20 protein-coding genes and 4 pseudogenes are annotated in these 22,772 nt (G+C 60.9%); 9 read left to right on the top strand and 15 right to left on the bottom strand.

Translation table 11 applies throughout. The annotated features are described in order from the left end of the window. The first annotated feature begins 134 nt into the window (after positions 1-134). The 3 genes from MesoLj_RS36650 to MesoLj_RS22370 all read left to right on the top strand — a co-directional run bounded on the left by MesoLj_RS36650 (position 135) and on the right by MesoLj_RS22370 (position 4,267). Positions 135-335, top strand: coding sequence for a DUF2934 domain-containing protein (locus MesoLj_RS36650; protein WP_202327415.1), 201 nt, complete (start codon positions 135-137; stop codon positions 333-335). A gap of 86 nt (positions 336-421) precedes the next feature. After that, positions 422-2,206 (top strand): thiamine pyrophosphate-requiring protein, encoded by a 1,785-nt coding sequence (locus MesoLj_RS22375; protein WP_202327414.1) that lies wholly within the window; start codon positions 422-424, stop codon positions 2,204-2,206. Between the two features lie 267 nt (positions 2,207-2,473). Continuing rightward, positions 2,474-4,267 (top strand): PAS domain S-box protein, encoded by a 1,794-nt coding sequence (locus tag MesoLj_RS22370; protein ID WP_202322556.1) that lies wholly within the window; start codon positions 2,474-2,476, stop codon positions 4,265-4,267. A gap of 29 nt (positions 4,268-4,296) precedes the next feature. Here MesoLj_RS22370 and MesoLj_RS22365 read toward each other — a convergent pair whose 3' ends face one another. Continuing rightward, positions 4,297-4,527 carry a hypothetical protein gene (locus MesoLj_RS22365; RefSeq protein ID WP_244735136.1) on the bottom strand — a complete coding sequence of 77 codons (231 nt, stop codon included), beginning with the start codon at positions 4,525-4,527 and terminating at the stop codon, positions 4,297-4,299. Positions 4,528-4,894: 367 nt separating this feature from the next. Between MesoLj_RS22365 and MesoLj_RS22360 the strand changes: the two are divergent. After that, a pseudogene (locus MesoLj_RS22360) lies at positions 4,895-5,807 on the top strand (IS630 family transposase). An 89-nt stretch (positions 5,808-5,896) separates the two neighbouring features. Here MesoLj_RS22360 and MesoLj_RS22355 read toward each other — a convergent pair. From MesoLj_RS22355 to MesoLj_RS22295, 14 genes and pseudogenes are all read right to left on the bottom strand, one after another. Continuing rightward, positions 5,897-6,496: a cupin gene (locus tag MesoLj_RS22355; RefSeq protein ID WP_202322555.1), complete on the bottom strand. Its 600-nt coding sequence runs from the start codon at positions 6,494-6,496 to the stop codon at positions 5,897-5,899. A 425-nt stretch (positions 6,497-6,921) separates the two neighbouring features. Further along, positions 6,922-7,176 carry a cytochrome C oxidase subunit IV family protein gene (locus tag MesoLj_RS22350; RefSeq protein WP_202322553.1) on the bottom strand — a complete coding sequence of 85 codons (255 nt, stop codon included), beginning with the start codon at positions 7,174-7,176 and terminating at the stop codon, positions 6,922-6,924. Then, positions 7,173-7,811: a cytochrome c oxidase subunit 3 gene (locus MesoLj_RS22345; RefSeq protein WP_202322551.1), complete on the bottom strand. Its 639-nt coding sequence runs from the start codon at positions 7,809-7,811 to the stop codon at positions 7,173-7,175. Before MesoLj_RS22345 ends, MesoLj_RS22350 begins: the two co-directional genes overlap by 4 nt. Beyond that, positions 7,811-9,451, bottom strand: a complete 1,641-nt coding sequence (ctaD, locus tag MesoLj_RS22340) for a cytochrome c oxidase subunit I (protein WP_202322549.1) — start codon at positions 9,449-9,451, stop codon at positions 7,811-7,813. The genes MesoLj_RS22345 and ctaD overlap by 1 nt, the downstream gene beginning before the upstream one ends. Continuing rightward, positions 9,448-10,407, bottom strand: coding sequence for a cytochrome c oxidase subunit II (coxB, locus tag MesoLj_RS22335; protein WP_202322539.1), 960 nt, complete (start codon positions 10,405-10,407; stop codon positions 9,448-9,450). Before coxB ends, ctaD begins: the two co-directional genes overlap by 4 nt. Next, positions 10,404-11,159 carry an SCO family protein gene (locus MesoLj_RS22330; RefSeq protein WP_202322530.1) on the bottom strand — a complete coding sequence of 252 codons (756 nt, stop codon included), beginning with the start codon at positions 11,157-11,159 and terminating at the stop codon, positions 10,404-10,406. The genes coxB and MesoLj_RS22330 overlap by 4 nt, the downstream gene beginning before the upstream one ends. Beyond that, positions 11,156-11,644 carry a hypothetical protein gene (locus MesoLj_RS22325; RefSeq protein WP_202322528.1) on the bottom strand — a complete coding sequence of 163 codons (489 nt, stop codon included), beginning with the start codon at positions 11,642-11,644 and terminating at the stop codon, positions 11,156-11,158. Before MesoLj_RS22325 ends, MesoLj_RS22330 begins: the two co-directional genes overlap by 4 nt. A 4-nt stretch (positions 11,645-11,648) precedes the next feature. Beyond that, positions 11,649-12,779 carry a hypothetical protein gene (locus MesoLj_RS22320; protein ID WP_202322525.1) on the bottom strand — a complete coding sequence of 377 codons (1,131 nt, stop codon included), beginning with the start codon at positions 12,777-12,779 and terminating at the stop codon, positions 11,649-11,651. Beyond that, positions 12,776-13,315, bottom strand: coding sequence for a c-type cytochrome (locus MesoLj_RS22315; protein ID WP_202322523.1), 540 nt, complete (start codon positions 13,313-13,315; stop codon positions 12,776-12,778). Before MesoLj_RS22315 ends, MesoLj_RS22320 begins: the two co-directional genes overlap by 4 nt. Beyond that, positions 13,312-13,839 (bottom strand): DUF3341 domain-containing protein, encoded by a 528-nt coding sequence (locus MesoLj_RS22310; RefSeq protein ID WP_202322522.1) that lies wholly within the window; start codon positions 13,837-13,839, stop codon positions 13,312-13,314. The genes MesoLj_RS22315 and MesoLj_RS22310 overlap by 4 nt, the downstream gene beginning before the upstream one ends. Further along, on the bottom strand, positions 13,836-15,209 hold the full coding sequence (gene nrfD / locus MesoLj_RS22305; RefSeq protein WP_202322521.1) for an NrfD/PsrC family molybdoenzyme membrane anchor subunit: 1,374 nt from the start codon (positions 15,207-15,209) through the stop codon (positions 13,836-13,838). The genes MesoLj_RS22310 and nrfD overlap by 4 nt, the downstream gene beginning before the upstream one ends. After that, on the bottom strand, positions 15,202-18,024 hold the full coding sequence (locus tag MesoLj_RS22300; RefSeq protein WP_244735135.1) for a 4Fe-4S dicluster domain-containing protein: 2,823 nt from the start codon (positions 18,022-18,024) through the stop codon (positions 15,202-15,204). The genes nrfD and MesoLj_RS22300 overlap by 8 nt, the downstream gene beginning before the upstream one ends. A gap of 18 nt (positions 18,025-18,042) precedes the next feature. Beyond that, positions 18,043-18,186, bottom strand: a pseudogene (locus MesoLj_RS36875) (TAT-variant-translocated molybdopterin oxidoreductase); the annotation flags it as partial. Continuing rightward, on the bottom strand, positions 18,170-18,826 hold the full coding sequence (locus MesoLj_RS22295) for a cytochrome c3 family protein (RefSeq protein ID WP_202327411.1): 657 nt from the start codon (positions 18,824-18,826) through the stop codon (positions 18,170-18,172). The pseudogene MesoLj_RS36875 and the gene MesoLj_RS22295, both read right to left, overlap by 17 nt. Before the next feature lie 193 nt (positions 18,827-19,019). Here MesoLj_RS22295 and MesoLj_RS22290 point away from each other — a divergent pair, with 193 nt between their 5' ends. From MesoLj_RS22290 to MesoLj_RS22275, 5 genes and pseudogenes are all read left to right on the top strand, one after another. Then, a complete protein-coding gene (locus MesoLj_RS22290) occupies positions 19,020-19,412 on the top strand; it encodes a hypothetical protein (RefSeq protein WP_202322513.1) in 393 nt (130 codons plus the stop codon). A gap of 231 nt (positions 19,413-19,643) precedes the next feature. Beyond that, a pseudogene (locus MesoLj_RS36870) lies at positions 19,644-19,706 on the top strand (hypothetical protein); the annotation flags it as partial. A 57-nt stretch (positions 19,707-19,763) separates the two neighbouring features. Continuing rightward, positions 19,764-20,003 (top strand): annotated as a pseudogene (locus MesoLj_RS22285) (pyrroloquinoline quinone-dependent dehydrogenase); the annotation flags it as partial. Positions 20,004-20,077: 74 nt separating this feature from the next. Then, complete coding sequence (locus MesoLj_RS22280) at positions 20,078-21,046, top strand: SDR family oxidoreductase (protein ID WP_202322512.1); 969 nt, start codon at positions 20,078-20,080, stop codon at positions 21,044-21,046. Between the two features lie 10 nt (positions 21,047-21,056). Further along, positions 21,057-22,769: an HAD-IIB family hydrolase gene (locus MesoLj_RS22275; protein WP_202327407.1), complete on the top strand. Its 1,713-nt coding sequence runs from the start codon at positions 21,057-21,059 to the stop codon at positions 22,767-22,769. Positions 22,770-22,772: the final 3 nt, after the last annotated feature.

The raw sequence follows: 22,772 nt of genomic DNA, 5'->3' as shown, positions 1-22,772 counted from the left end.
CGGGCACAACTGATCAGTCTCCGCGTTGGGAGGGCCCCCCGGAAACAAGGCCCCGGGGCTATCTCCCAGCGAGTGATGACCCGAGAAGCAATCCGGACGCAGCTGGCGAGGTCCTTGAGGACTTCGACGGCGATCTGGGCGATGCTTTCGGCCGAGACCCGCCAGCGGACACGCGAACCGATCGCATTCGAACCAGAGCTTACGAAATCTGGGAACGCGAAGGCCGTCGCCACGGCTCCCATGAACAGCATTGGCACCAAGCTGGGACAGAGATTGACGGCGAAGACGCAGATGGCGCTGTGCCTGACGAGCCGAACGTTGAGCGGGATTCCTAACGCGCGACAATCGCTCCAACTCGCAGACCTGCTTTATGCGAGTACCGGCCTTTGCGTTCACAACAGCAGTTACAAGGTTCTTCCTCATGTCTCGGACCGTTGGCGATTTTCTTGTCTCACGCCTTCACGCCTGGGGCGTACGGAAGCTATTCGGCTACCCGGGTGACGGCATCAACGGCGTGTTCGGCGCGCTCAATCGGGCGGACGGCGCAATCGAATTCATCCAAGCGCGGCATGAGGAAATGGCTGCTTTCATGGCGTCCGCTTACGCCAAGTTTTCCGGCGAACTGGGGGTGTGCATTGCGACCTCAGGTCCAGGCGCTACGCATCTTGTTACCGGGCTCTATGACGCGCGGCTTGATCACCAACCAGTCCTTGCCATTGTCGGCCAGCAGGCGCGCGCTGCCATCGGCGGGCACTACCAACAAGAGGTCGACCTCGCGTCCCTGTTCAAGGACGTCGCCGGCGATTTCGTTCACCAGGCTGCCGTCCCCGGGCAAGTGCGCCATCTCATCGATCGCGCCATTCGGATCGCGCTGGCAAACCGCACGGTGACAGCGCTGATCCTGCCCAACGACCTGCAGGAGATGGCGTACGAAGAACCTGCGCGCGCGCACGGCACGGTGCATTCCGGCATCGGCTACGCACCGCCGTTGATCGTTCCCCACCGTAACGATCTGGAGGCCGCGGCGAGTGTTCTTAACAACGGCAAACGTGTCGCGATTCTCGTTGGCGCTGGCGCTCTTGGCGCGACGGCGCAAGTCATTGCCGTTGCCGACCGCCTGGATGCCGGGGCCGCCAAGGCACTTCTCGGCAAAGCTGTGCTAGCGGATACCCTTCCCTGGGTCACGGGCTCCATAGGACTGCTCGGCACCGAGCCGTCCTGGGATCTTATGCGCGAGTGTGACACGTTGCTGATGATCGGGTCGGGATTTCCGTATTCGGAATTCCTTCCGAAAGAAGGCCAGGCTCGAGGCGTTCAGATCGATATCGAACCCGGCATGATGTCGCTACGCTATCCCATGGAGATCAACCTTGTCGGCGACGCCGCCGAGACGCTCAAGGCCTTGCTGCCGTTCTTGAAGCAGAAGAAGGGCAAATGGCGCAAACAGGTCGAGAAGGGTGTTATCGAGTGGTGGAAGCTCCTCGACAAGCGGGCACACGCGAAGGCCGATCCCGTGAACCCTCAACTGGTCGCATGGGAACTGTCGTCAAGGCTGCCAGACGACGTCATCCTGACCAGCGACTCAGGGTCCTGCGCCAACTGGTATGCGCGCGATATCAAGATGAGACCTGGAATGATGGGCTCTCTTTCTGGCGGGCTTGCCTCGATGGGAGCAGCCGTTCCCTACGCGATCGCCGCGAAGTTCGCCCATCCAGATCGGCCGGTGGTCGGACTGGTTGGCGATGGCGCGATGCAGATGAACAACATGGCGGAGTTGATCACCGTAGCGAAATACTGGAAGGGTTGGGCAGACGGCCAGTTCGTCATCTGCGTCTACAACAACAAGGACCTCAATCAGGTCACCTGGGAACAGCGCGTGATGGAAGGCGATCCGAAATTCGAGGCCTCGCAGAATATTCCGGACGTGCCCTATCATCGGTTCGCCGAACTGATCGGTCTCAAGGGGCTGTTCGTCGATCGCCCTGAAAACCTTGCGGCTGCGTGGGACGAGGCACTCGCGTCGGACAGCCCGGTTGTACTGGAGGTCAAGACCGATGCCGAAGTGCCGCCGCTGCCACCGCATCTTACATTTGCGCAAGTCAAAAACCTGACGGCGACGCTGGCGAAGGGCGACCCGAATGAAGCCGGCGTCATCCGGGGCACAGTCAATCAGGTGCTCGGTTCGATCTTGCCAGGCAAGGGTTAGAGTGCGGTCGATGCCAGTGTTCGTGCAGCGACGGGTTTGCTCCAGGTGAGCAGTGCTCGTTCAGCCATTTACGCCGGTCGACAGATATGACTTTGCCAGTTCCGTCAAGCTTTTAAGCAGGTGAAGTGAGATGTCCAGCATCGTTTCGGGCCGCTGGTGCCGGGCGGCGTGCTCTGCCGCAAATGCGCAGGTTGTGAACGGCGAGGGCTTGGAACGATAGGCTAAGTGCTGCGTTATTGCACGTTATGGCGTATCGGGATTTCCGGAATGAATGAACTACCACAGGGGAACGTTGTTGCCTTCAACAATCCGGGAATGTCCTCAGAGGATAGCCTCGATTTCGATTATCACGATTTCTTCGAAAACGGTGCCGTTGCCCTCCATCTGGTGAGCGCAGATGGTGTCATTCTGCACGCCAACAAGGCTGAACTCGATCTCCTCGGTTATCCGACAGAAGACTACGTCGGCCGCCATATCGCCGAATTCTATCCCGAGCGGGACATGATCGACGACATTCTAACTCGGCTCAGCCGTGGGGAGAAGATCGCGAGGTATCCGGCGCGTTTACGGGCCCGCGACGGTTCGATCAAGCATGTCGAAATCACCTCAAGCGGTCATTTCCGGGACGGCAAGCTGATCAACACCAGATGCTTCACAGTCGACGTGACCGATCTGGAACGCACCCGCAACGAGCTCAAGCAGCAGGACAGGACCTATCACCAGATCCTCGACGGCCTTCCGGTCGCCATCTACACGACTGACAAGGATGGAACCATCACGTATTATAATCGCGCTGCTGCCGACCTGGCAGGACGGCAGCCCCGCATCGGCAAGGACAAATGGTGCGTGACGTTCAAGCTGTTCACGGCCGACGGCAAGCAACTCCCGCACGACGAGTGTCCGATGGCCATCGCGCTCAAGGAAAACCGGCCGGTCCGCAACCAGCAGGCCACAGCGCAGCGTCCTGACGGATCCTTTTTTCCGTTCCTGCCCTATCCCACCCCGCTGCGTGATGAGCATGGCAATCTGATTGGGGCCGTAAACATGCTGCTCGATCTGACCGACCGCCAACGTGCCGAGGAGGTCAGGCAGCACCTGTCGGCGATTGTAGAGTCGTCGTTCGATGCAATCGTCAGCAAGGATCTGAATACCATCATCAAAAGCTGGAACCATGGCGCCGAACGGCTGTTCGGTTATGCCGCTGACGAAGCGATCGGCCAGTCGGTGACCATGTTGATTCCGGACAACCACCAGGACGAGGAACCGCGCATCCTCGAACGCATTCGCCGCGGCGAGCGGGTGGAACCGTTCGAAACGATGCGGCAGCGTAAGGATGGCAGCCTGGTGCCAGTTTCACTGACGATATCGCCTGTGCGTAACGCAACGGGACAGATCGTCGGCGCATCTAAGATTGCGCGGGACATCACGTCGGCGAGGGAAAACGAGCAGCGTATCAACATGCTAATGCGCGAGGTCAACCATCGGGTCAAAAACCAGTACTCTGTGATCCTGTCGATGATCAGGGAGACCAACAAGCGGTCGGAGACGCCGAAGCAGTTTGAATCGCAGGTGCGCGAACGCATCATGGCGCTATCGCGATCCCACGACCTGCTGGTGTCGGCCGACTGGAAGGGAGCAACAATCGGAGAGCTATTGGCTGCCCAGGCCCAGCCATTCCCGCGGAGTGATGTTATCGATATGTCAGGCCCATCGCTGGTGCTTAGTCCGAACGCGGTCCAGTATCTTGGGATTGCCTTCCACGAACTTGCGACCAACTCGGCCAAATATGGCGTCCTCTCAGGGGATGATGGGCAGATATCGGTCACATGGACCATCACCGGTTCCGGAGCATCGCGGCTCTTTCACCTCACCTGGTCTGAAATAGACGGGCCGCGTGTCCAAAACCTCGGAGAGGGCGGCTTTGGCACCGTGGTCCTAAAACGGGTTGCACCCACTGCGGTGGGCGGGCAAGGAAATCTCGATTACGGTCCGCACGGGATCATTTGGAAGCTGGAGGCGCCCTTGGCTGGCGTGGTCGGTTCGATTGCCAATCACGCCTAAAGCACGATCTATCCTGCCTACGGCTCTTGTCACTCGATTCGCTTGATGCGACCTTTATCGAGACGGAATACGCCCGCGTTGCCACCCTGCTTTTCAAAATCGGTCTGCAGGTCGTCCCAAGTACCTAGGGGTTCGCCGCAGTCGCTGCAGACTATCCAGGTGTCGGGCTGAGCATCAGCGGGGATTCTCAGCCGGATGGTCAGGCAGTGCGGGCACTCGAGGCGATGATTCAGATATTGGCTAGTCACGGCGTAACGCAATCTACGCTCCAATGCCCCGTTTGCAAGGCCGATGGTATTGCCGAAACCCCTAGACCGGCAGGAAGCGGCGATTAGAGCGCCCATCCAAAGACTGCGGCCATACGATTCGAGCGGTGCATGCCTAGGCGCACGGCGTCCTGAAGGGCATCAACCATCGATCAGCATTTGCCAGCGCAAGTTGTTTTCGAGCCCGGCCAAGACCAAGTGCCAATGCGTAATCTCGACCAGCGCCGGCGACATCCTACCCGACGCCGTGTCGCTGCCGCGCGATTCATCTAGAGCGTTTCTTGATTTGAGAGAATCGTAGGATTCCCAAAGAAGGGTGTTTGTGATTCAAGATGCTGGCTGGATTGGAGGCCAGCATCTGATAACGCGAGCGCTGTCAAATGATCTTCGTGAGCCTGCAGTAGCGGCAGTTGGTGAGGGGGAGACCTGACGTGCGGTTGCCTCGCGCTTTGGCGTTGCAGTTTCCTCTGTAGTGAAGTGGTCGCAGCGTTACCGTGCGACCGGTGGCGCCGGGCAAGATGGGCGGACACCGCAAGCGCGTTCTGGAGCCGCATCGGGCCTTCATCGGGGAGCGGATCAATCAGACCTCTGAACTGACGCTGCATCGGCTGAAGGACGAATTGGATGCGCGCGGGGTCAAGGTCTCGCACAATACGGTGTGGCTGTTCCTGCGCCGCGAGGGCCTGAGCTTCAAAAAAAACGCTGTTCGCCCTTGAGCAGGCGCGCGCTGATATTGCCCGCAGGCGTCAGCGATGGCGGTCCTGGCAGAGCAGCCTCGATCCGCAATGCCTGGTCTTCATCGATGAGACCTGGATCACGACCAACATGGCTCCGCTGCGAGGTTGGGAGCCGAAGGGCAAGCGGCTGCGCGGCTTGGCTCCGCACGGCCACTGGCGCACGCTGACCTTCCTCGGCGCGCTGCGCTGGGATCGGCTCACAGCGCCTTGCATCTTCGACAGCCCGATCAATGGCCAATGCTTCCGCGCTTATGTCGAGCAGCAGCTCATCACCGTGCTGAAGCCCGGCGACATCGTCGTCATGGATAATCTGGGAAGCCATAAGTCGGCGGCTATCAGGCAGCTGATCAAGGCTGCCGGTGCCAGGCTCTGGTACCTGCCGCCCTACTCTCCGGACCTCAATCCGATCGAGCAGGCCTTCAGAAACGCACCGTTGAGGACACATGGCGCCACATCGGCCACCTCGTCGAAACCATCGAAGCGGCCGAATGCAGGAAATACTTCGTAAACGCCGGCTACGCTTCCGTCGAAACGTGAAACGCCCTAATTTCCGAGGCCGCACCAATAGGTACTCATGCACGAACCTGGACCGGAAACATAGACCCTGCTTCGCAGCCGACGCTGACCTAGTTCCCCCAACTAGCAAGGAGTGGGCCATTCGCGCCGTAGACTGGATCATTGCGAGGTCGCTTTACCTTGGCGATCTTCAGAACCGCGCTGTCGTGCTGCTCCTTCGACGTGCATTCGTCATAGGTTCCGGACTGCGGGTAAGCACCGACGACGAGAAAATCGTCCGATGCCGCAATGCACTGATGACCGGTGCCGGCCGGTAGAACCGCCACGGAGCCGCCCTTCAAAATCAAGGTCTTGCCTCCCTCGCCGCCGAAGCGGACCTTCGCAGTGCCACGTGCAACGCCGAGGACCTCGTGGATCTGCGAGTGATAGTGGGCGTAGCAGTAGATGCCATTGCGCCAAGTACTTCCCCATCCATTGTCTTCGAACAGTGCTTCCATGACGGCTGCGGGGTCGAATTTTTCGGGCAGCTTGACCGCACCGCGATAGACGACCAGTGGCCACGCCGGGTGATTTGGGATCAACCCGTCGTCCTTGAAGACAAAGGCAATAGGTTTGCGCGGTTTAACCACGTCGATCAGATCAAGTTTGCCAGGAGAGGCAATGTTCGTAACCTGCTCGGTCGCCTTTTTCGCGGCCTGGATAATACTCATGGCACTTCCTCGCGTGCAGATTTTAAAGACGATGTTCTCAACCGTTGAACCTTCTGTCGGTTCCAGCAAACAGAGGCGGTGCTTAAAAAACGTGGTCGTGCGAAGGACGCTATAGAGCTGTACCATCGTCATTACCGGCAGTGGAACGTCGGAGTGACCGCGCCAAAGAAATAGACATCTGCATGTTCGTCACTTGGGACGGCAAATACAACCGCACGCGCCCCCTTTCACCACGCGTCCATCGAAGCGATACGGGCGGCATTTCGGTTTGCTGGTCGACGACGAAGCCGGGTGATGGAGCTTGCGAAGCGGCTGGTGCCGGGTTCTCGAAAGGCGTTATTGCGGCCGAGTGAGACGGGGCAGCCATCCCGACGCTCGTTTCTCCAATCCTCCACATCAGCACACCAGAGAAGGACAGGTAGTTCTCACCGTCCGATCAGCGTCAGCCCGAACAGAATGGCCAACCACAAGCCTGTCGCCCCAACCGCCAGACGCGGCAAGATACCCTCACCAGTCAATTGCATAAAGAGAATAGCGATGATCGCGGCCTTGGCGGCGGCGATCACCAGGTTGAGCGCGGAATTCAAACCACCAAGGTCGAGGAACGACGAGGCGACCGTCAGACTCAGCAGGACTAGGAGCCCCAGATAGGCGATGGTGAGTTTACGAATGTTGCTCATCGGTTGATCAGGTAGAGAATTGGGAACAGGAAGACCCAAACGATGTCGACGAAATGCCAGTAAAGGCCGATCGCCCGCACACGGCGAAGTCTACTGGACTGCGTCGCGCGCGACCACATCACCAACACGCCTGCGATGGCGACGATGCCGCCAATGAGATGGAGTGCATGCAGCGACGTCATCGCAAAATAGAGGCCGAAGAAGAACTCGGCATGCGTGGGATCGGGTCCATCATAGGTGAACGGGGCGCCAAGCACCGGTGCGATCCCCTCGCGGAACTCCATCGTGTATTCCGCCGCCTTAATGCTCAGGAAAACCGAACCCAGAAGCACCGTTGCGGCGAGCCACCAGGTCGATGCGCGCCAGCGGCGGTTGTTGGCGAAGAGCTGCGCGAGCGCCATGGCGAAACTGGACGTGATCAGCACGACGGTGTTCAGCGTGCCGAGGGGCAGTGACAGGCGTTGTGATGCGGCGGCGAAGGCTGGGCCGTAGCTGATCCTCCCGATCAAGAACACCAACAGGATCGCGCCGAACAGCATCGCCTCCGAACCGATGAAGACCCACATGGCAAATGCATCGGCAGCCTGTTCATGGGCTGGCGTGTCGAAGGCGACGCTTTCATTCGAGGCAGTCATCAGCCTTCGTCCTTGTGCGGACTGAATTTTTCGTGCTGAAGCCCTTTCATGGCATAGTCATAGGCAGGTCGGTTGACCCTGGGCATGGTATCGAAATTTTGGGGCGGCGGCGGTGAAGCAGTCTGCCACTCCAGTCCTGTTGCGCCCCAAGGATTGGCGGGCGCGCGCGGCCCGCGAAACAGCGACCAGCCGAGATAGAACAGCGGCATCAGATAGCCCACGGCCAGCACGACGGCGCCGGCCGACGACAATATGTGCCAGAACTGAAACTCGGGCGGATAGGTGTGATAGCGCCTCGGCATACCCAGGAAGCCGAGCACGAACTGCGGAAAGAAGGTCAGGTTGAAGCCGAGGAACGTGACCGTCGCGGCGATCCGGCCCCAGGTTTCAGAATACCGACGTCCGGTCATCTTCGGCCACCAGAAATGCAGCCCCGCCATGTAGGCCGTCACCATGCCGCCGACCATGATGTAGTGGAAATGCGCGACGACGAAGTAGGTATCGTGGACATGAACGTCGACGGCGAGTGCCGCCAGGAACAGGCCCGCCAGTCCGCCGAAGGTGAACAAAGCCAGGAAGAATAGGGCGTAGAGCATCGGCGTCTCGAAGGAGATCTCGCCCTTGCGCAACGTCAAGCTCCAGTTGAAGACCTTGATCGCCGAGGGAATGGCAACGCAGAACGACAGGAACGAGAACAGGACGCCGGCATAGGCTGACTGGCCGGAGACGAACATGTGGTGACCCCACACCAGGAAGCCGAACACCGCGATCGCCATCGACGAAAGCGCCACAGCCTTGTAGCCGAACAGTGGGCGCCGGCTGAAACACGGCAGCACTTCCGAGACCACCCCCATGCCGGGCAGGATCATGATGTAGACGGCCGGGTGCGAGTAGAACCAGAACAGATGCTGAAACAACAGCGGGTCGCCGCCAAGCGCCGGATTGAAGATTCCGATGCCGAACACCCGTTCGAGCACGATCAGGACCAGCGAGGCGGCGAGCACCGGTGTTGCCAGCACCATGACCAGGGCGGTGGCATACATCGTCCAGACGAAGAGCGGCAACCTGAACCAAGTCAGGCCCGGCGCCCGCAGCGTGTGAATGGTGACGATGAAATTGATGCCCGTCATGATCGTCGAAAACCCGACTATGAAGACGCCAAGGGCCGCCATCGAGACGAAGCCGTTGGCGTAGAGGGTGGAGAGCGGGGTGTAGAAGGTCCAGCCGGTGTCGACGCCGCCGAAGACCACCGAAGCCAGGGCGAACAAGCTGCCGAGCATGAAGACATACCAGCTCGCCAGGTTAAGTCTTGGGAAGGCTAGGTCTCGCGCGCCGATCATCAGCGGCAGAAGGAAATTGCCGAGCGTGGCGGGGATGGATGGCACCAAGAAGAACCAGACCATGATGATGCCGTGCAGGGAAAACAGCCGGTTGTAGGTGTCATCCGAGACGAGGTCGCCGGCAGGTGTCGCAAGCTCTATGCGTATGAGAACGGCAAAGGCGCCACCGAGGAAGAAGAAGGCGGTGAGTGAGATGAGATAGAGCCAGGCGACGCGCTTGTGGTCGGTTGTCAGCAGCCACGCAGCAGGACCGGCACCCTCCCCCAAATAGCTCGACGGCCTCGATGCCCCGGTGCTCATTGAACTGCCTCGCTCTTGGTCGCGGCGCGCGGCGACAGGGATTTGAGATAGGCGAGCAGCATCTGCATCTCCCCCTCATCGACCACGCCGTCGAAACTCGGCATCACTGGATCATAGCCGGCGGCGATTTCCTTTTTCGGATTGAGAATGGAATCGCGGAGGTAGCGGTCGTCTGCGATGACCGTCTGCTGATTGTCCAATGCCACCGGCCGCCCAAAGATGCCGGCCAGATTGGGTGCCCTCACCTTGCTCGACTGTTCGTGACAGCCCGAGCAGCCCAGTGCGCGAAACAGCTTTTCACCGGCGGCGGCAAGCGTATCGCCGCTTCCCTGGTCACCAAGCCACGCGGCGTAGGCTTCGGGCGGCATCGCCGTCACCCAGCCGCCCATCTCCGAATGCTGGGTGCCGCAATATTGCGCGCAGAACAGATGATAACGTCCTGGTTCGTCGGCGATGAACCAGACATGCGTGGTGCGCCCCGGAACGGCATCCTGCTTGACCCGGAATGCCGGAACGAAGAACGAATGGATAACGTCCTGCGACGCCAGCGAGACGATGACCGCCTTGCCGACCGGCACATGCAGCTCGTTGATTTCACGCTGGCCGCCGGGATGGCGGAACTCCCACATCCATTGCTTGCCCAAGCCGGCGATTTCGAGCGCGTCGATAGGCGGATGCTCGCGACGCAGGAACAGCACGGCGCCCCAACCGAAGATGACAAAGGCGATCAGCAGGCTGGCAACGGTCCACGTCACCTCGAGCGGCAGGCTGCGCGCCCGCTGCCCTGTGCGGTCGGCGCTGGAACCTGCCCGGTACTTGATGGCATAGAAGACGACGAGGCTGGTCAGGAACACGCCGAGCAGCGCGGTGAAGGCCAGCAGCGTGTAGAACAGCGTATCGACGCCGCCGGCGATCGACGAGGCTTCCGGTGGCGTGAACGGGATGCCGAAGCTCAAATTTGCCTCCGACGCGTTAGCATGAACACGGCGGCGCCGAGCGCCAGCATGGTCGCCACGCCCGCTACCTTCACAATGGCCTGGATCACCGAACTGTACTGGCCCTTCGACGTGTCGAACCCGGAGCAGAGCAGGAAGACATGGTCGGCGATAGTGCCCAACCTGCCGGCCGAAGCCTCGACCAGGGCCAGCCTGAGATCGCGCGGCTCGAAGGTCAGGGCCGGCAGCACCTGCGCGATCCGTCCCTGCGGCGTCAGCGCGATGACGGCGATTGGATGGACATATTGGGCGATCCGATCGCGCCGGTCGAAAGTGATGCCCGCTTCGGCGGCGAGCGCGGCGCCGGAATCGTCGCCGCTGGTCAGGAACCGCCACGCCGCCAGCCCCTCCTCGCCAGCAGACGGCGCGACTTCGGCCCGTGCCGTGATCGCGTCCTGAGTGGTTTCGGACGGATCTATCGAGACGAAAAGCGCCCGGTAGGTCTGGGGATCGAGGCCCGTCTTGTTCAGGTCCGAGGCAACCGCCTGCTGGGTGACGCCGCACAGATTGGGGCATTTGTCGTAACCGAAGATGACAAGCGCCGGTCGGCCGCCGAGAATTTCGGACAGTTGGCCCTCTTGGCCCGACGCATCGCGAAAGACCTTGTCGAGACCGAGCTGCGCGCCGATATGCGGATCGAAGGATGGGCGCTCTACCGCTCCGGCCGCGTTTGAAGCGAGCAGCACAGCCAAGACCAGGAGCGAGCGTATCATGGCCGCACCGCAGGGGCCGGCGCGACAAGGTCGTGCGGCTTCGCCGCGCCATTGGGGAGTGCCGGATCAGCAGCCGTGTTGCATTTGTGGGCTTGGGGCTTCCGGGGGACCTGCTGCTTGAGCAAAGCACAATCCTGACCTGTCGAAACGACTTGATTCGCCCAGTCCGGCAGTCCTTGAACGGTGATCAGTTTCATCGCGTCTTGGATCGGGATGCGTGCGAGGCCGGCATTGCGGTCGACCCAATCGAGCTTTTCGAGTTCCGCGTCTTCCTGCTTGCGGAATGCAGCAAGGTCGGTTGCCGGCTCCCGTTGCAACATTGGATTTGTTTCACTGTTGTCCGCCCCGGCATCCGTCAGCGGCCAGTATGGCGTCGTATTGAAAATCAGCTTCAGCGCTATCGCGGCCAGCGTCAGGAAGACGAGCAGGCCGGCGCCGAAGAGCAGCAGCGACCGTGGGCGCACATCGCGCGTTTCGGGATGCAAGGCCTTAGCCACGGACCTGCCTCCAGCGCCACAATGAAATCCGGTTCGGCTCGGACAAGGCCCAAAGGAACCACGCGCACCATGCGCTGCCGGCACCCGCGACAGCCGCCAGGTCCGTCCACGACATCGGCGCCGACAGAGCCGGGCGGATGCGCCAGAGGACTTCGGCGAAATGTCCGGCCAGCACAAGCGCCCCAAGCCCGAGCAGGCCGCGATGACTGCGCTTGACCGAGCGGTTGAGGAAGCCTGCGAATGGGACAACGAATTGCAGCGCGATCAGCAGCCACAGCAGGTATTGCCAGGCATGCTGGCCGCGGAGGATATACCAGTGGATTTCTTCCGGCAGGTCGCCGGCCCAGATGATGAGCCATTGCATGAAGGACAGGTAGGCCCAGATGAGCATGAAACCGAACAGCATGTTGGCGACGTCTTCGCCCAGCGCCGTATCGTCCTCGCCGCCCGGCATCGTCTCGATCGCACGGCCCGCGGCCAGTACAGCCAATGCCAGTGCGCAGGCGCCGACGACCTCTGCTGAAGCCTCCAGCATGGCGTAGATCGTCGAATAGAAATCCGGCTCGCTCGATAGCATCCAGTCGATGGCAAACACGGTCACGGCGAGGCCGTGAACGATGAGCCCGATTGCCTGGGGACGGCTCGTTGTGGCTCTTGCCCTGTTTTTATCAGGCGCTGTCCATCCAAGGATCAGCCGGCCAAGCACCAGCCAGATTAAGGCGCAGACGATGGAGCGAATGATGAAGAACGGCACGTTGAGATAGGCAAGCTTTTGCCGCACCGTCTCCGGCAGCATGGTTGGGTCTGTTCCCGCCCATGGGAAAACCAGATCAACCCGTGTGACAACAGGCAGAAGCAACAGCAGGGCCAGCGGCAAGGTCGCGACAAGGGCGCGTAACGGCGCACGCAATGCCTCGCCCCAGCGACCGCCGGTCAGCGCATGCACCAATAGGATCGTTATTGCCCCAAGCGGCAATCCAAGCAGGAAGAGCGCAACCGTCAGCCAGCCGGCTAGCGTGCTGCGTGGATCGAGGAACAGACCGATGCTGCACAGCAGAAGTCCCGCGACGGCCAGCATAACCACCGGAGCAAAATATCCATCGGACCATGCAGGCCGTTTCATCGCGCAGCCTCCGCATCGAGTCTCGTCCGAAGAGCGGCCGGCAACGCGTCGGCGGATGCATATCGCGAATATTGCAGAGCCCTGATGTAGGCGACGATCGCCCAGCGATCGTTTGGCGGCACGCGCGCGGCATGCGAATACATGGCGCCATAGCCGTTGGTGATGACGTCGTAGAAATGTCGATCCGGCGCGTTGCGCAGCGCGTCCTGGTGATAGCTCGGCGGCGCCGGAAAGCCGCGCTTGACCACCATGCCATGGCCGTCGCCGGTGCGGCCGTGACAGGGCGAGCAGAATATGTCGAAACGCTGCTGGCCACGCTGGAGCAGCGCCATGGTGATTGGATAGGGAATGCCGTTGGGCGTTGGGGTCAGGTCAGCGTCCCGCGTCACTGTACCTTCAACCGGTGTCCTCGCCGACATGCCGTCGGCGAACTGCGTGCTGCTTGCGAGCGCATTGTAGCGCGGCTGGTCGGCCATATCCTGCTTGCAGCCGGCGATCAGCGCTAGGAGCGACAACAGGAGCATAAGGCCCCTCATGCCTCCACCTCCTCGACCGTTTCGGCACCAAGCCGCGTCAATTGACCCTTGGTGACGCCCTTGCGGTATTTCGGGTCGACCGCTTCGACGAGCAGATAAAACTTGCCGCCGCGCGCGTAGGTGAAGGTCTTGGCGTTGAAGACCGGGTGGTAATATTGCGGCAGACCGTTCGCCCACAGCATGCCGGCAAAGCCGGCCAGTGCAGCACCCAGAATAGCCGCCTCGAACGCGATCACCGTGAAAGGCGGCCACGAGTGCAGCGGCCGCCCGCCGACATTGAGAGGATAATCGACCTCGACCGAATAAAGGATCAGGCCATAGACGAGCGCGGCGCCGGCAACAGCGCCGAAAAGCACGGCCCAAGGCAGCCGGGTCTTTTGCATGCCCAGAATATCGGCAAGGCCACGTACTTCAAAGGGCGAGAAGGCGTCCATGTGCCGATAGCCCTTGTCGCGCATCGTCCGTGCCGCTTGCGTCAGCGCATCCGGATCGGCGAAAGCCGCGATGACGCCATAGAGGCTCATGCCCGACCACCTTTCTCCTCAGCCAGTTCCTCGACTTCGAAGATGGTGATCGCCGGCAGGATGCGGATGAACAGAAAGACCAGCGCGAAGAAGGTGCCGATCGAGCCGAACAGGATACCGAAATCGAGCCAGGTCAGCGACTGTTCGCCCCAAGAAGACGGCAAATAGTCGCGGCTTGGGCCAGTCACGACGATGACATAGCGTTCCAGCCACATGCCGATATTGATGACCAGCGCGATGGAAAACAGCAGTGGCATGTTGAGCCGAACACGGCGAAACCACAGCAACTGAAGCACGACACAGTTGCAAAACAGCATCGTCCAGAACAAGGGAGCGTACGGACCGACGGCGCGTTCAGCCATCATGGCTCGCTCGTAGCGCTGCCCCGAATACCAGGCAAAGAAAGCTTCCGACGCGTAGCCGTAAATGACGATCATACCGGCCGCGATCATCAGCTTGGCGGCGTTCTCCATATGGCGCAGCGTGATCAGATCCTCGACCGCGAACGCCCAGCGCAAGGGGATGGCGATCGTCAGCACCATGGCGAAGCCGGACAGCAGCGCACCAGCGACGAAATAAGGCGGGAAGATTGTCGAGTGGTAGCCCGGCGTGATGGCAAAGGTGAAATCGAGCGCGACGATCGAGTGCACCGACACCACCAGCGGCGTCGCCAGCGCCGCCATCAGGAAATACACGGTCTGGTAGCGCGCCCAATGGAAGGCCGAGCCGCGCCAGCCGAGTGCAAGGATACCGTAAAAAACTTGTCCTGTGCGCGACTTTGCCCGGTCGCGCAGTACGCCGAGGTCAGGCACCAGGCCCATATACCAGAACAGCAGCGAGACGGTGGCATAGGTGGAAATCGCGGCAAAATCCCAGACCAGCGGGCTACGCCATTGTGGCCAGTGCATGTGGGTGTTGGGCAGCGGCAGCAGCCAATAGAAGAACCACGGCCGGCCAAGATGCAAGATGGGGTAAAGCCCGGCCATTGCCACGGCAAACAGCGTCATTGCCTCCGCGAAGCGGTTGATCGAGGCGCGCCAGGGCTGGCGCAACAGCAGCAATACCGCCGAGATCAGAGTGCCAGCATGGCCGATGCCGATCCACCAGACGAAGCTTGAGATCAGCGTGCCCCAGACGACGGGAATGTTGATGCCGTAGGCGCCGACACCGACCGAAATCAGGTAGGTGATGGAAAACAGAAACAGCAGCACGAAGACAAAGCAGACGAAGAATGCAGCCCAGAACAGGCGCGGCAATTTTCCGTCCAGGACGATCGCGCTGACGCGGCCGCTGATCTCGGGGAAATCGTGATGGCCGCGCAGCACTGGCGGGCGCGGCGGACCCGTTCTGCCGGCGATCTCTTCAGCCATCGCCAGTCTCCCCCGTGGGCTTTCCGGCAAGCAGGCTGTTCGGATTCGTGATCTTGCCGAGATAGGTCGTGCGTGGCCGTGTGTTCAGTTGCTCGAGCAGGGCATAATTGTGCGGCGCGCTCTTTTCGCGCACGACTTTCGAACCCTTCCTGTTGAGATCGCCAAAGCTGATCGCTTGCGTCGGACACGCCTGCTGGCAGGCGGTCACCACCTCGTCGGCGGCGATTTCGCGGTTCTCGATCTGCGCGCGGATGCGTTTCTCGGAAATGCGCTGGACGCAGTACGTGCATTTTTCCATGACGCCGCGCGAACGCACCGTGACGTCGGGATTGTGCACGGCCTGTTGGGGTCCGGCCGCGTCCTTGTCGAAATCCTGATAGGCGAAGAAGTTGAAGCGCCGCACCTTGTAGGGGCAATTCTGCGAACAGTAGCGCGTGCCGATGCAGCGGTTGTAGACCTGCGCGTTCAGCCCGTCATGCGTATGGGTCGTCGCGTTGACCGGGCAGACCACCTCACATGGCGCCTTCTCGCATTGCATGCATAGCACCGGCTGGAAGAAGATGTCGGGATCATCGACGGTGCCCTCGTAGTAGCGGTCGATGCGCAGCCAGTGCATTTCATGGCCGCGTGCCGCCTCGTCCGGACCGACGGTCGGGATGTTGTTTTCAGCCTGGCATGCCGAAACGCACGCCATGCAGCCGATACACGCCGACTGGTCGATCGCCATCCCCCAGGCTTCCTGGTCGTACGTCCAGTCTGGATACAAGGACTCGGTGGGCGCCGCGGGCACATTCTCGCGCACGAAATGTGGATCGTCTCTAAAGGCATCGAGCGTCGCGCGACGAACGATCGCCCTGCCCTCCATCGCCTGATGGTGCTGGGTCGTGATCACGCGCGCCGAATCCTCGCGCGCGGTCAGCACGAGGTCATCGGCAAACCAGAGAGCGCCAGTGGTCCGCAGAGTGAAGGCATCATACCCGCCAGCCAGCGCGGCAACCGATCCGATCTTGCGCCCAAAGCCAAGCGACAGCGTCACCGTCTCTTCCGGCTGGCCCGGTGTAATCCAGACCGGCACGTCCATATCCTTGCCGCCGCGCGCCAGGTTGACGATCTGCCCGTTCTCAAGTTGAAGGCGCTCCGCGGTGCCGGGCGAGACCAGAGCCGCGTTACCCCAGACAAGTTTGCTCAGCGGCCGCGGCAGTTCCTGCAGCCAGGACGAATTGGCGTGGCGGCCATCACGCAGCCAGGGATCGGCGACGAAGCGGGCCTCCAATCGATCGGCGACGGAAGGTTGACTGGCAGGTCCGCCAATATCCGCCGGCATGGTGACCACGAAGGGGGCGGCGGCGGTGTTTGGAATGACACCGTCACGCAGCGCCTTGCGCCAGGCCGGCTCATCCATGGTCTTCCACGTCGCTCGCACCAGTGCCTGTTCGTCAGCGTCGTATTCGCCGCCGAGCGCGGCAAGCATCTGATGCAGGCTCTTGCCGCCAAACAAGGGCTGAATGAGCGGCTGTACGATCGAAGCCGTGCCGTCGTAGGCGCGGATATCGCTCCAACCTTCCAGTTCATGCGCGGTGGGAATATGCCAGTGCGCTGGGAATGCCGTTTCGTCGCGATAGAGCCCCCAGTGGATTAGAAGCTTTAGCCTGGAAAAGCTCTTGCGGACATCGATGTCCGATGGCGCGGTCTGCAGCGGATTGGAACCGAGCACGAACACCGTGTCGACCGAACCGTCTGCAATGGCCTGACAGAGTATCGCAAGGTCGCCATCGCTTGGCATGGCATCAGGAGGTTCGATGAATTCCAGCGTGTTCCCGATGGCGCCAAGCCTGGCATTCATGGCAAACGCTGCCGCATGGACAAACGGTGCCTGGTGCGCACCGGGCACCACGAGTGCGTTGCGTCCCGCGCTGCGAAGATCATCGACAAGCGCAGCCGTCCACGTTGGCTCGAGCGGCGACGGACCGGCTGTCACTTTGTCGCCCTCGAGAGCCGCTTTGAGCGCAGCCGCAATACCCTCTAAGGCACTTGGCCTGACGGCACGACGATGATCGGCCGCCGCACCCGTGATCGTCGGCGTCGACTCGATGACGTAAAGACGGCTCATCGTGTCGGCCGATTTACGCATGCGACGCCGATTGGCGAAATCTCGGGCATAGGCCAGACGACCTGGCCCTTCCCCCAGAAAGTCTGCATCCAGGCCGACGATCACATCGGCCCGGTCGAAATGGTAGACCGGCACCAGCGGCTTGCCGAACAGTCTCGCCGCTGCCTGCTCGCCGGAATTGGCCGCGAGCGGATCGTGCTGGAAGACGCGGAGCTTGGGATATCGGTTCTTAAGCGCTTCAATCTGAGCTTTTGCTGTCGGTGATGTCGTCGCTTCGATCAGCAGAGCCAAGCCTTGTCCGCCTGAGGCGGTCCATCCACCGGCAAGCCCGGCGATATCTTTGAGAAAATCGTCGTAGCTGGCCGGCTCTCCTCGACTGAGCGGCGTGCGAGATCGCTCGGGATCGAACAGCGACAACACCGCACCCTGCATGACGGCATCCGTTGCACCGTGTGATGCCGGGTGATCCGGATTGCCCTCGACCTTGGTTGGCCGGCCTTCATGGCACTCGACAACAGCGCCGATGCCGTAGCCATCGCTGGAGAGAGCTGTCGCGTAGTAGAGCGGCTTGCCGGGAATGACATTTTCAGGCTGGCGCACATAGGGCACGATATTTTCAGCCTCGCTGCAAGCAGTCAGGCCGGCAAGCGACAGCGACGCTCCCACCAGCTTCAACATCATCCGGCGGTCCACACTGAGCGGCATGCGTTCCGCAATTGCTGGAAACTCAGCTTCGACAAAGCGTTGAAATTCCGCGCTATCAGCCAGTTCATCCAGGCTTCGCCATGGTCCACGCCCCGCAGCGGCGAGCCGAAGTGCGGCAAGGTCGGAAGCCGCGACCGGCTTGATGTCAGCGGTGGCAGACATAGCAATCCGTCATGGTCTGGGTGTGAATATCGAGGATGCTGATCAACGAGCGCCTGACCTCTTCGATGTCCTGCGGCGGCTTCCAATGCATCTCGAAAACATCCTGCGGCGGGCGAAGATTGGGACCGGGATCGCGGTGGCAGCCAAGGCACCATTCCATCGACAGCGAATGCGCCTTTTGCATCAGCGGCATGTCATCGACCTCGCCATGGCAGGTCTCGCAGGCGACGCCCTTGGCAATGTGGATCGAATGGTTGAAGTAGACGAAGTCCGGCACGGAATTGACGCGCTGCCACTGCAATGGCTGGCCTGAGGCAAGGCTTGCGCGCACCGGTGCCAGCATGTCTGCATTGGTGAAGAGCTGCGAGTGACAGGTCATGCAGACCTCAGTCGCAGGCAGACCTGCGGAAGCCGATGTCTCGACACCACTGTGACAGTAACGGCAGTCCAAGCCGATTTCGCCGACATGGTGCTTATGGCTGAAGGGGATGGGTTGGGCGATGGGTTGTCCGACGCCGGTGACGAAGCCTGATCGCAAAAGTGCGGTGCCGCCGATGGCGACAAACAAGGAGAAAAAGCAAACTCCCCACAGCACGAAGCGGGCAATCCCGTTGGCGTTGCTGGAAAAGACCTGCGGCATCCCCTCGCCGATTTGCATGAGCAAGCTTGTCAATCGAGCGCCTAACGACGCCGATGTGACAAAGGTTCCGTCAAGACCGAGTGCTCACAAAATGGTGAGCCGCGAGCAGTTCGAAAATCAGAGCCGTTCGCAACCATGTGTAACGGCCGGCGTTCGGGATGATCACAATTGATCCGCATTTGGAAATCTTGCCATGCCCCACGTCGCCGCCGACCCAACCTCCACGCAGCCCCGCCGTTCCGGCCTCGCCTTCTGGTGGACCATGTTCGTGGGAGGTTTGCTCGTGATCCTCGGCTTACTGATCGGCGCTGGCGGCGCTTGGCTGATCGCGCTGGGCGGCTCCTGGTACTATCTGCCGACTGGAATTGCGCTGCTGGTAGCAGGCGGTCTGCTTTTGAGCGGCAACGTCGCCGGCATCTGGCTTTACGTTCTGACCTGGATTGCCACGCTGGCCTGGGCCTATTGGGAAGTCGGCATGGACAGTTGGGGACTGATGCCCCGGGGTGCTGGCGCCGACGGTCATCCTTGTTTTCGTGCTGTTGGCCCTGCCCGCCTCTGGCCACCGACGCATGAGGCGGCTTGGTGACGGCGCCTACGCGACCGCATCTGCCACTGTTCTGGTGCTTGCCTGCTCACTCGGGTTTCACCACTTCACCGTGGCGGCGTAGTCGCAGGAAGCTCCGCCTGCCACCAACTCGCCAGTGCCGAACCAGGCGAACGCCACTGCCGCATCCGGTCAGACCGATTCAACGGTGCATCCAGCCGGGCCCGATTGGCCGGTCTATGGCGGCTCGGAACTGGCAACCGTTACTCGCCGGTGAAGCAAATCAACGCAGACAACGTTTCGCAGCTAACCAAGGTTTGGGACTTCCACACCGGCGACATGCCTGACAAGGCGGTCAAGGATAAGTATTCGCCCGAAAACACGCCGCTCGAAGTGGTGACGGCGGGCGGCCTGATCTTCATCGCCGCGACAACGGACAACAAGCTGCGGGCCATTGATATCAAGACCGGTAAGGAGGTTTGGCAGACTGACCTCCCGGCTGGCGGCCAAACCACCCCGATGACCTATGAGATCGACGGCAGGCAGTATGTCGTCATTGCGCCGGGCGGCCACCATTTCAGGGAGACGAAAGTCGGCGACGATGTCATCGCTTATGCATTGCCGAAAGGCTGACGCCTCTTTCGACACACTGTGCAAACCTTTTTGCTCGCCGCACGTTGTCCGTTCTCCAAGCCGAGGAGACAACCATGCAAACGAAGTCGCAGACATCAGCGGAAGCAGCCAAGCAACGCCATATCCAGCGCGGCATCGACGCCAAGGACAAATCGAAAGGCAACGGCAAAACCCACGCAATGCAGGCCGGTGCTCGCACTTATCCGGAGCCACTTTTTCCCAAGCAGCATCAACCCAAGCCTGGGCATGAATGGGCGGTCGAGCCGGTGCCGCTGTATGATGCGCCGTACTATCTCGGATCGAAAAAACTCCAAGACAAAGTAGCCGTTATTACGGGCGGCGATTCCGGCATCGGCCGTTCGGTCGCGGTGTTGTTTGCCCGTGAGGGCTCGGATGTCGCGATTGTCTATCTGGCGGAGGACAAAGATGCCGAAGAAACCAAAGCCGCTGTCGAAAAGGAAGGGCGGCGCTGCATGCTGGTAAAAGCCAATGTCGCCAAGCGCGTGGATTGCCACAGCGCGGTGGCAGACATTGTGAAAGAATTCGGCCGCATCGACGTGCTCGTCAACAACGCCGCTTTCCAGATCAATTCCACCGATTTCAGCGACCTGACCGAGGAACATTTCGACACGACGTTGAAGACCAATCTCTACGGCTATTTCCATATGGCACAGGAAGCCGTGCCGCACATGAAACCCGGCTCCGCGATCATCAACACCGGATCGGTGACCGGCATCGATGGCTCGAAGGAACTGGTCGACTATTCCATGACCAAGGGCGGCATTCACGCCTTCACGCGTGCCCTGTCAGGCAATCTCATCGACAAGGGCATTCGCGTGAACGCGGTCGCGCCGGGACCTGTGTGGACACCACTCAATCCCTCGGACAAGGAAGCCGACGACGTGTCGAAATTCGGCGCGGACACGCCGATGAAACGGCCGGCACAACCGGAGGAACTCGCCCCGGCCTATGTGTTCCTCGCCTCCTCGCAATGCTCAAGCTACATCACCGGCGAGATCCTTCCGGTTGTCGGCGGCTACTGAGGCCAAGGCGATGTATTTCATTGCTTTGGCGACAGACTATGACGGCACGCTGGCGCATGACGGGATCGTCACCAAGAAAACAATTGCGGCGCTTGAGCGCTTCAAGAAAAGCGGCCGCAAGCTGATCTTGGTCACCGGGCGCGAACTGCCCGACCTCAAGCGTGTCTTTCCCGAAGTTGGCCTGTTTGACAAGGTCGTCGCCGAAAACGGCGCGATGATCTACACGCCGGCAAGTGAGGAGGAGCGGACGATCTCGCCGGCGCCCGATCCCAAATTCGTCGCCAGACTGAAGAAGGCGGGAGTCAAGCCGCTGTCGGTCGGCAGGTCGATCGTCGCCACCTGGGAGCCACATCAGGCGACCGTCCTAGAAGTCATCAAGACGATGGGGGTGGGGCTCGAAATCATCTTCAACAAGGGCGCGGTGATGATCCTGCCGAGCGGTGTCAACAAGGCCACCGGACTGGCCGCGGCATTACAGGACCTTCGGCTGTCGCCGCACAATGTCGTTGGTGTTGGCGACGCCGAAAACGACCATTCCTTCCTCAAGGTTTGCGGCTGCAGCGTCGCCGTCGACAACGCCATCCCCGCGGTCAAGGACACCGCCAATCTGGTCATGCGCGGCGCGCGTGGAAAAGGCGTGGAGCAACTGATCGACAGAATGATCAAGCGCGATCATGGGATCGTGTCGAGGCGCCATGACGGCATCGTTCTCGGATCGGCCGGTGGCGACGACGTCTATTTGGCGCCGACAGATACCGTCCTTATCGCCGGCAGCTCGGGCATCGGCAAATCCACCTTGGCCACTGCGCTGACGGAACGCCTTGTCGAAGGCAAGTTCCAGTTCTGCGTCTTCGACCCCGAAGGCGACTATGACGGGCTTGAGGGCGCCGTCCGGCTGGGTGATGGCTCCGCCCCACCGACGAAGGCGCAGGTTCTGGACCTGATTGCCAAGGCCGACAGCAATGTCGTCGTCAACGGGCTGGCACTGCGTGTCGACGAGCGGCCGGATTTCTTTGCCAACCTCCTGCCCGACCTCGGCAGCTTCCGCAGGCGCACGGCGCGGCCACAGTGGCTGGTCATCGACGAAGCCCACCATCTTCTGCCGAAGCGACGCGACGATACGCGCGCGATCCTGTCCCTAGAGTTGCCGGGCACGATCCTAATCACCGTTGATCCCGAGGCAATCTCGACCGATGTCTTGCGCCTGGTAACGGCTGTCACCGCGCTGGGCCCCAAGGCGAAGGATGTCTTCAAGGCCTTTTGTCACGAGACCGGCATGGAGCCGCCGAAAGAGATACCCACGCCGAAGGGCTCGCGCGTGCTGTTCTGGCGACCGCAGTCCGGCAAGAAGCTGAAGACGGTGAAGGTCACCGAGCCGCGTCAATCGCTCAAGCGGCACAGCCGCAAATATGCCGAGGGGCAACTCGATGAAGCCGGCAGCTTCTACTTCCACGGCCCCGACAATGCGATGAATCTCAGGGCTCACAATCTGATGATTTTTGCCCAGATCGCCGAGGGTATCGATGACAGGACCTGGGAGTTCCATCTGCGGTCCGGCGATTATTCCGAATGGTTCCGCCATCAAATCCGCGACAAGGACCTCGCCCGCGAAACCGCGGAGGCGGAGAAGGACAAGAAGCTTTCAGCCGAGAAAAGTCGAAAGCGCGTGCTCGACGCCGTCCGCCGGCGGTACACGGCACCGGCGACCGCGCCCGATGAGTAGCGC

Origin of the sequence: Mesorhizobium sp. 113-3-9 (assembly GCF_016756515.1) — a bacterium.
Lineage (GTDB): Bacteria > Pseudomonadota > Alphaproteobacteria > Rhizobiales > Rhizobiaceae > Mesorhizobium.
The sequence above is the reverse complement of the archived record's forward strand: the minus strand, read 5'-3'. Positions and strand labels throughout refer to the sequence as shown.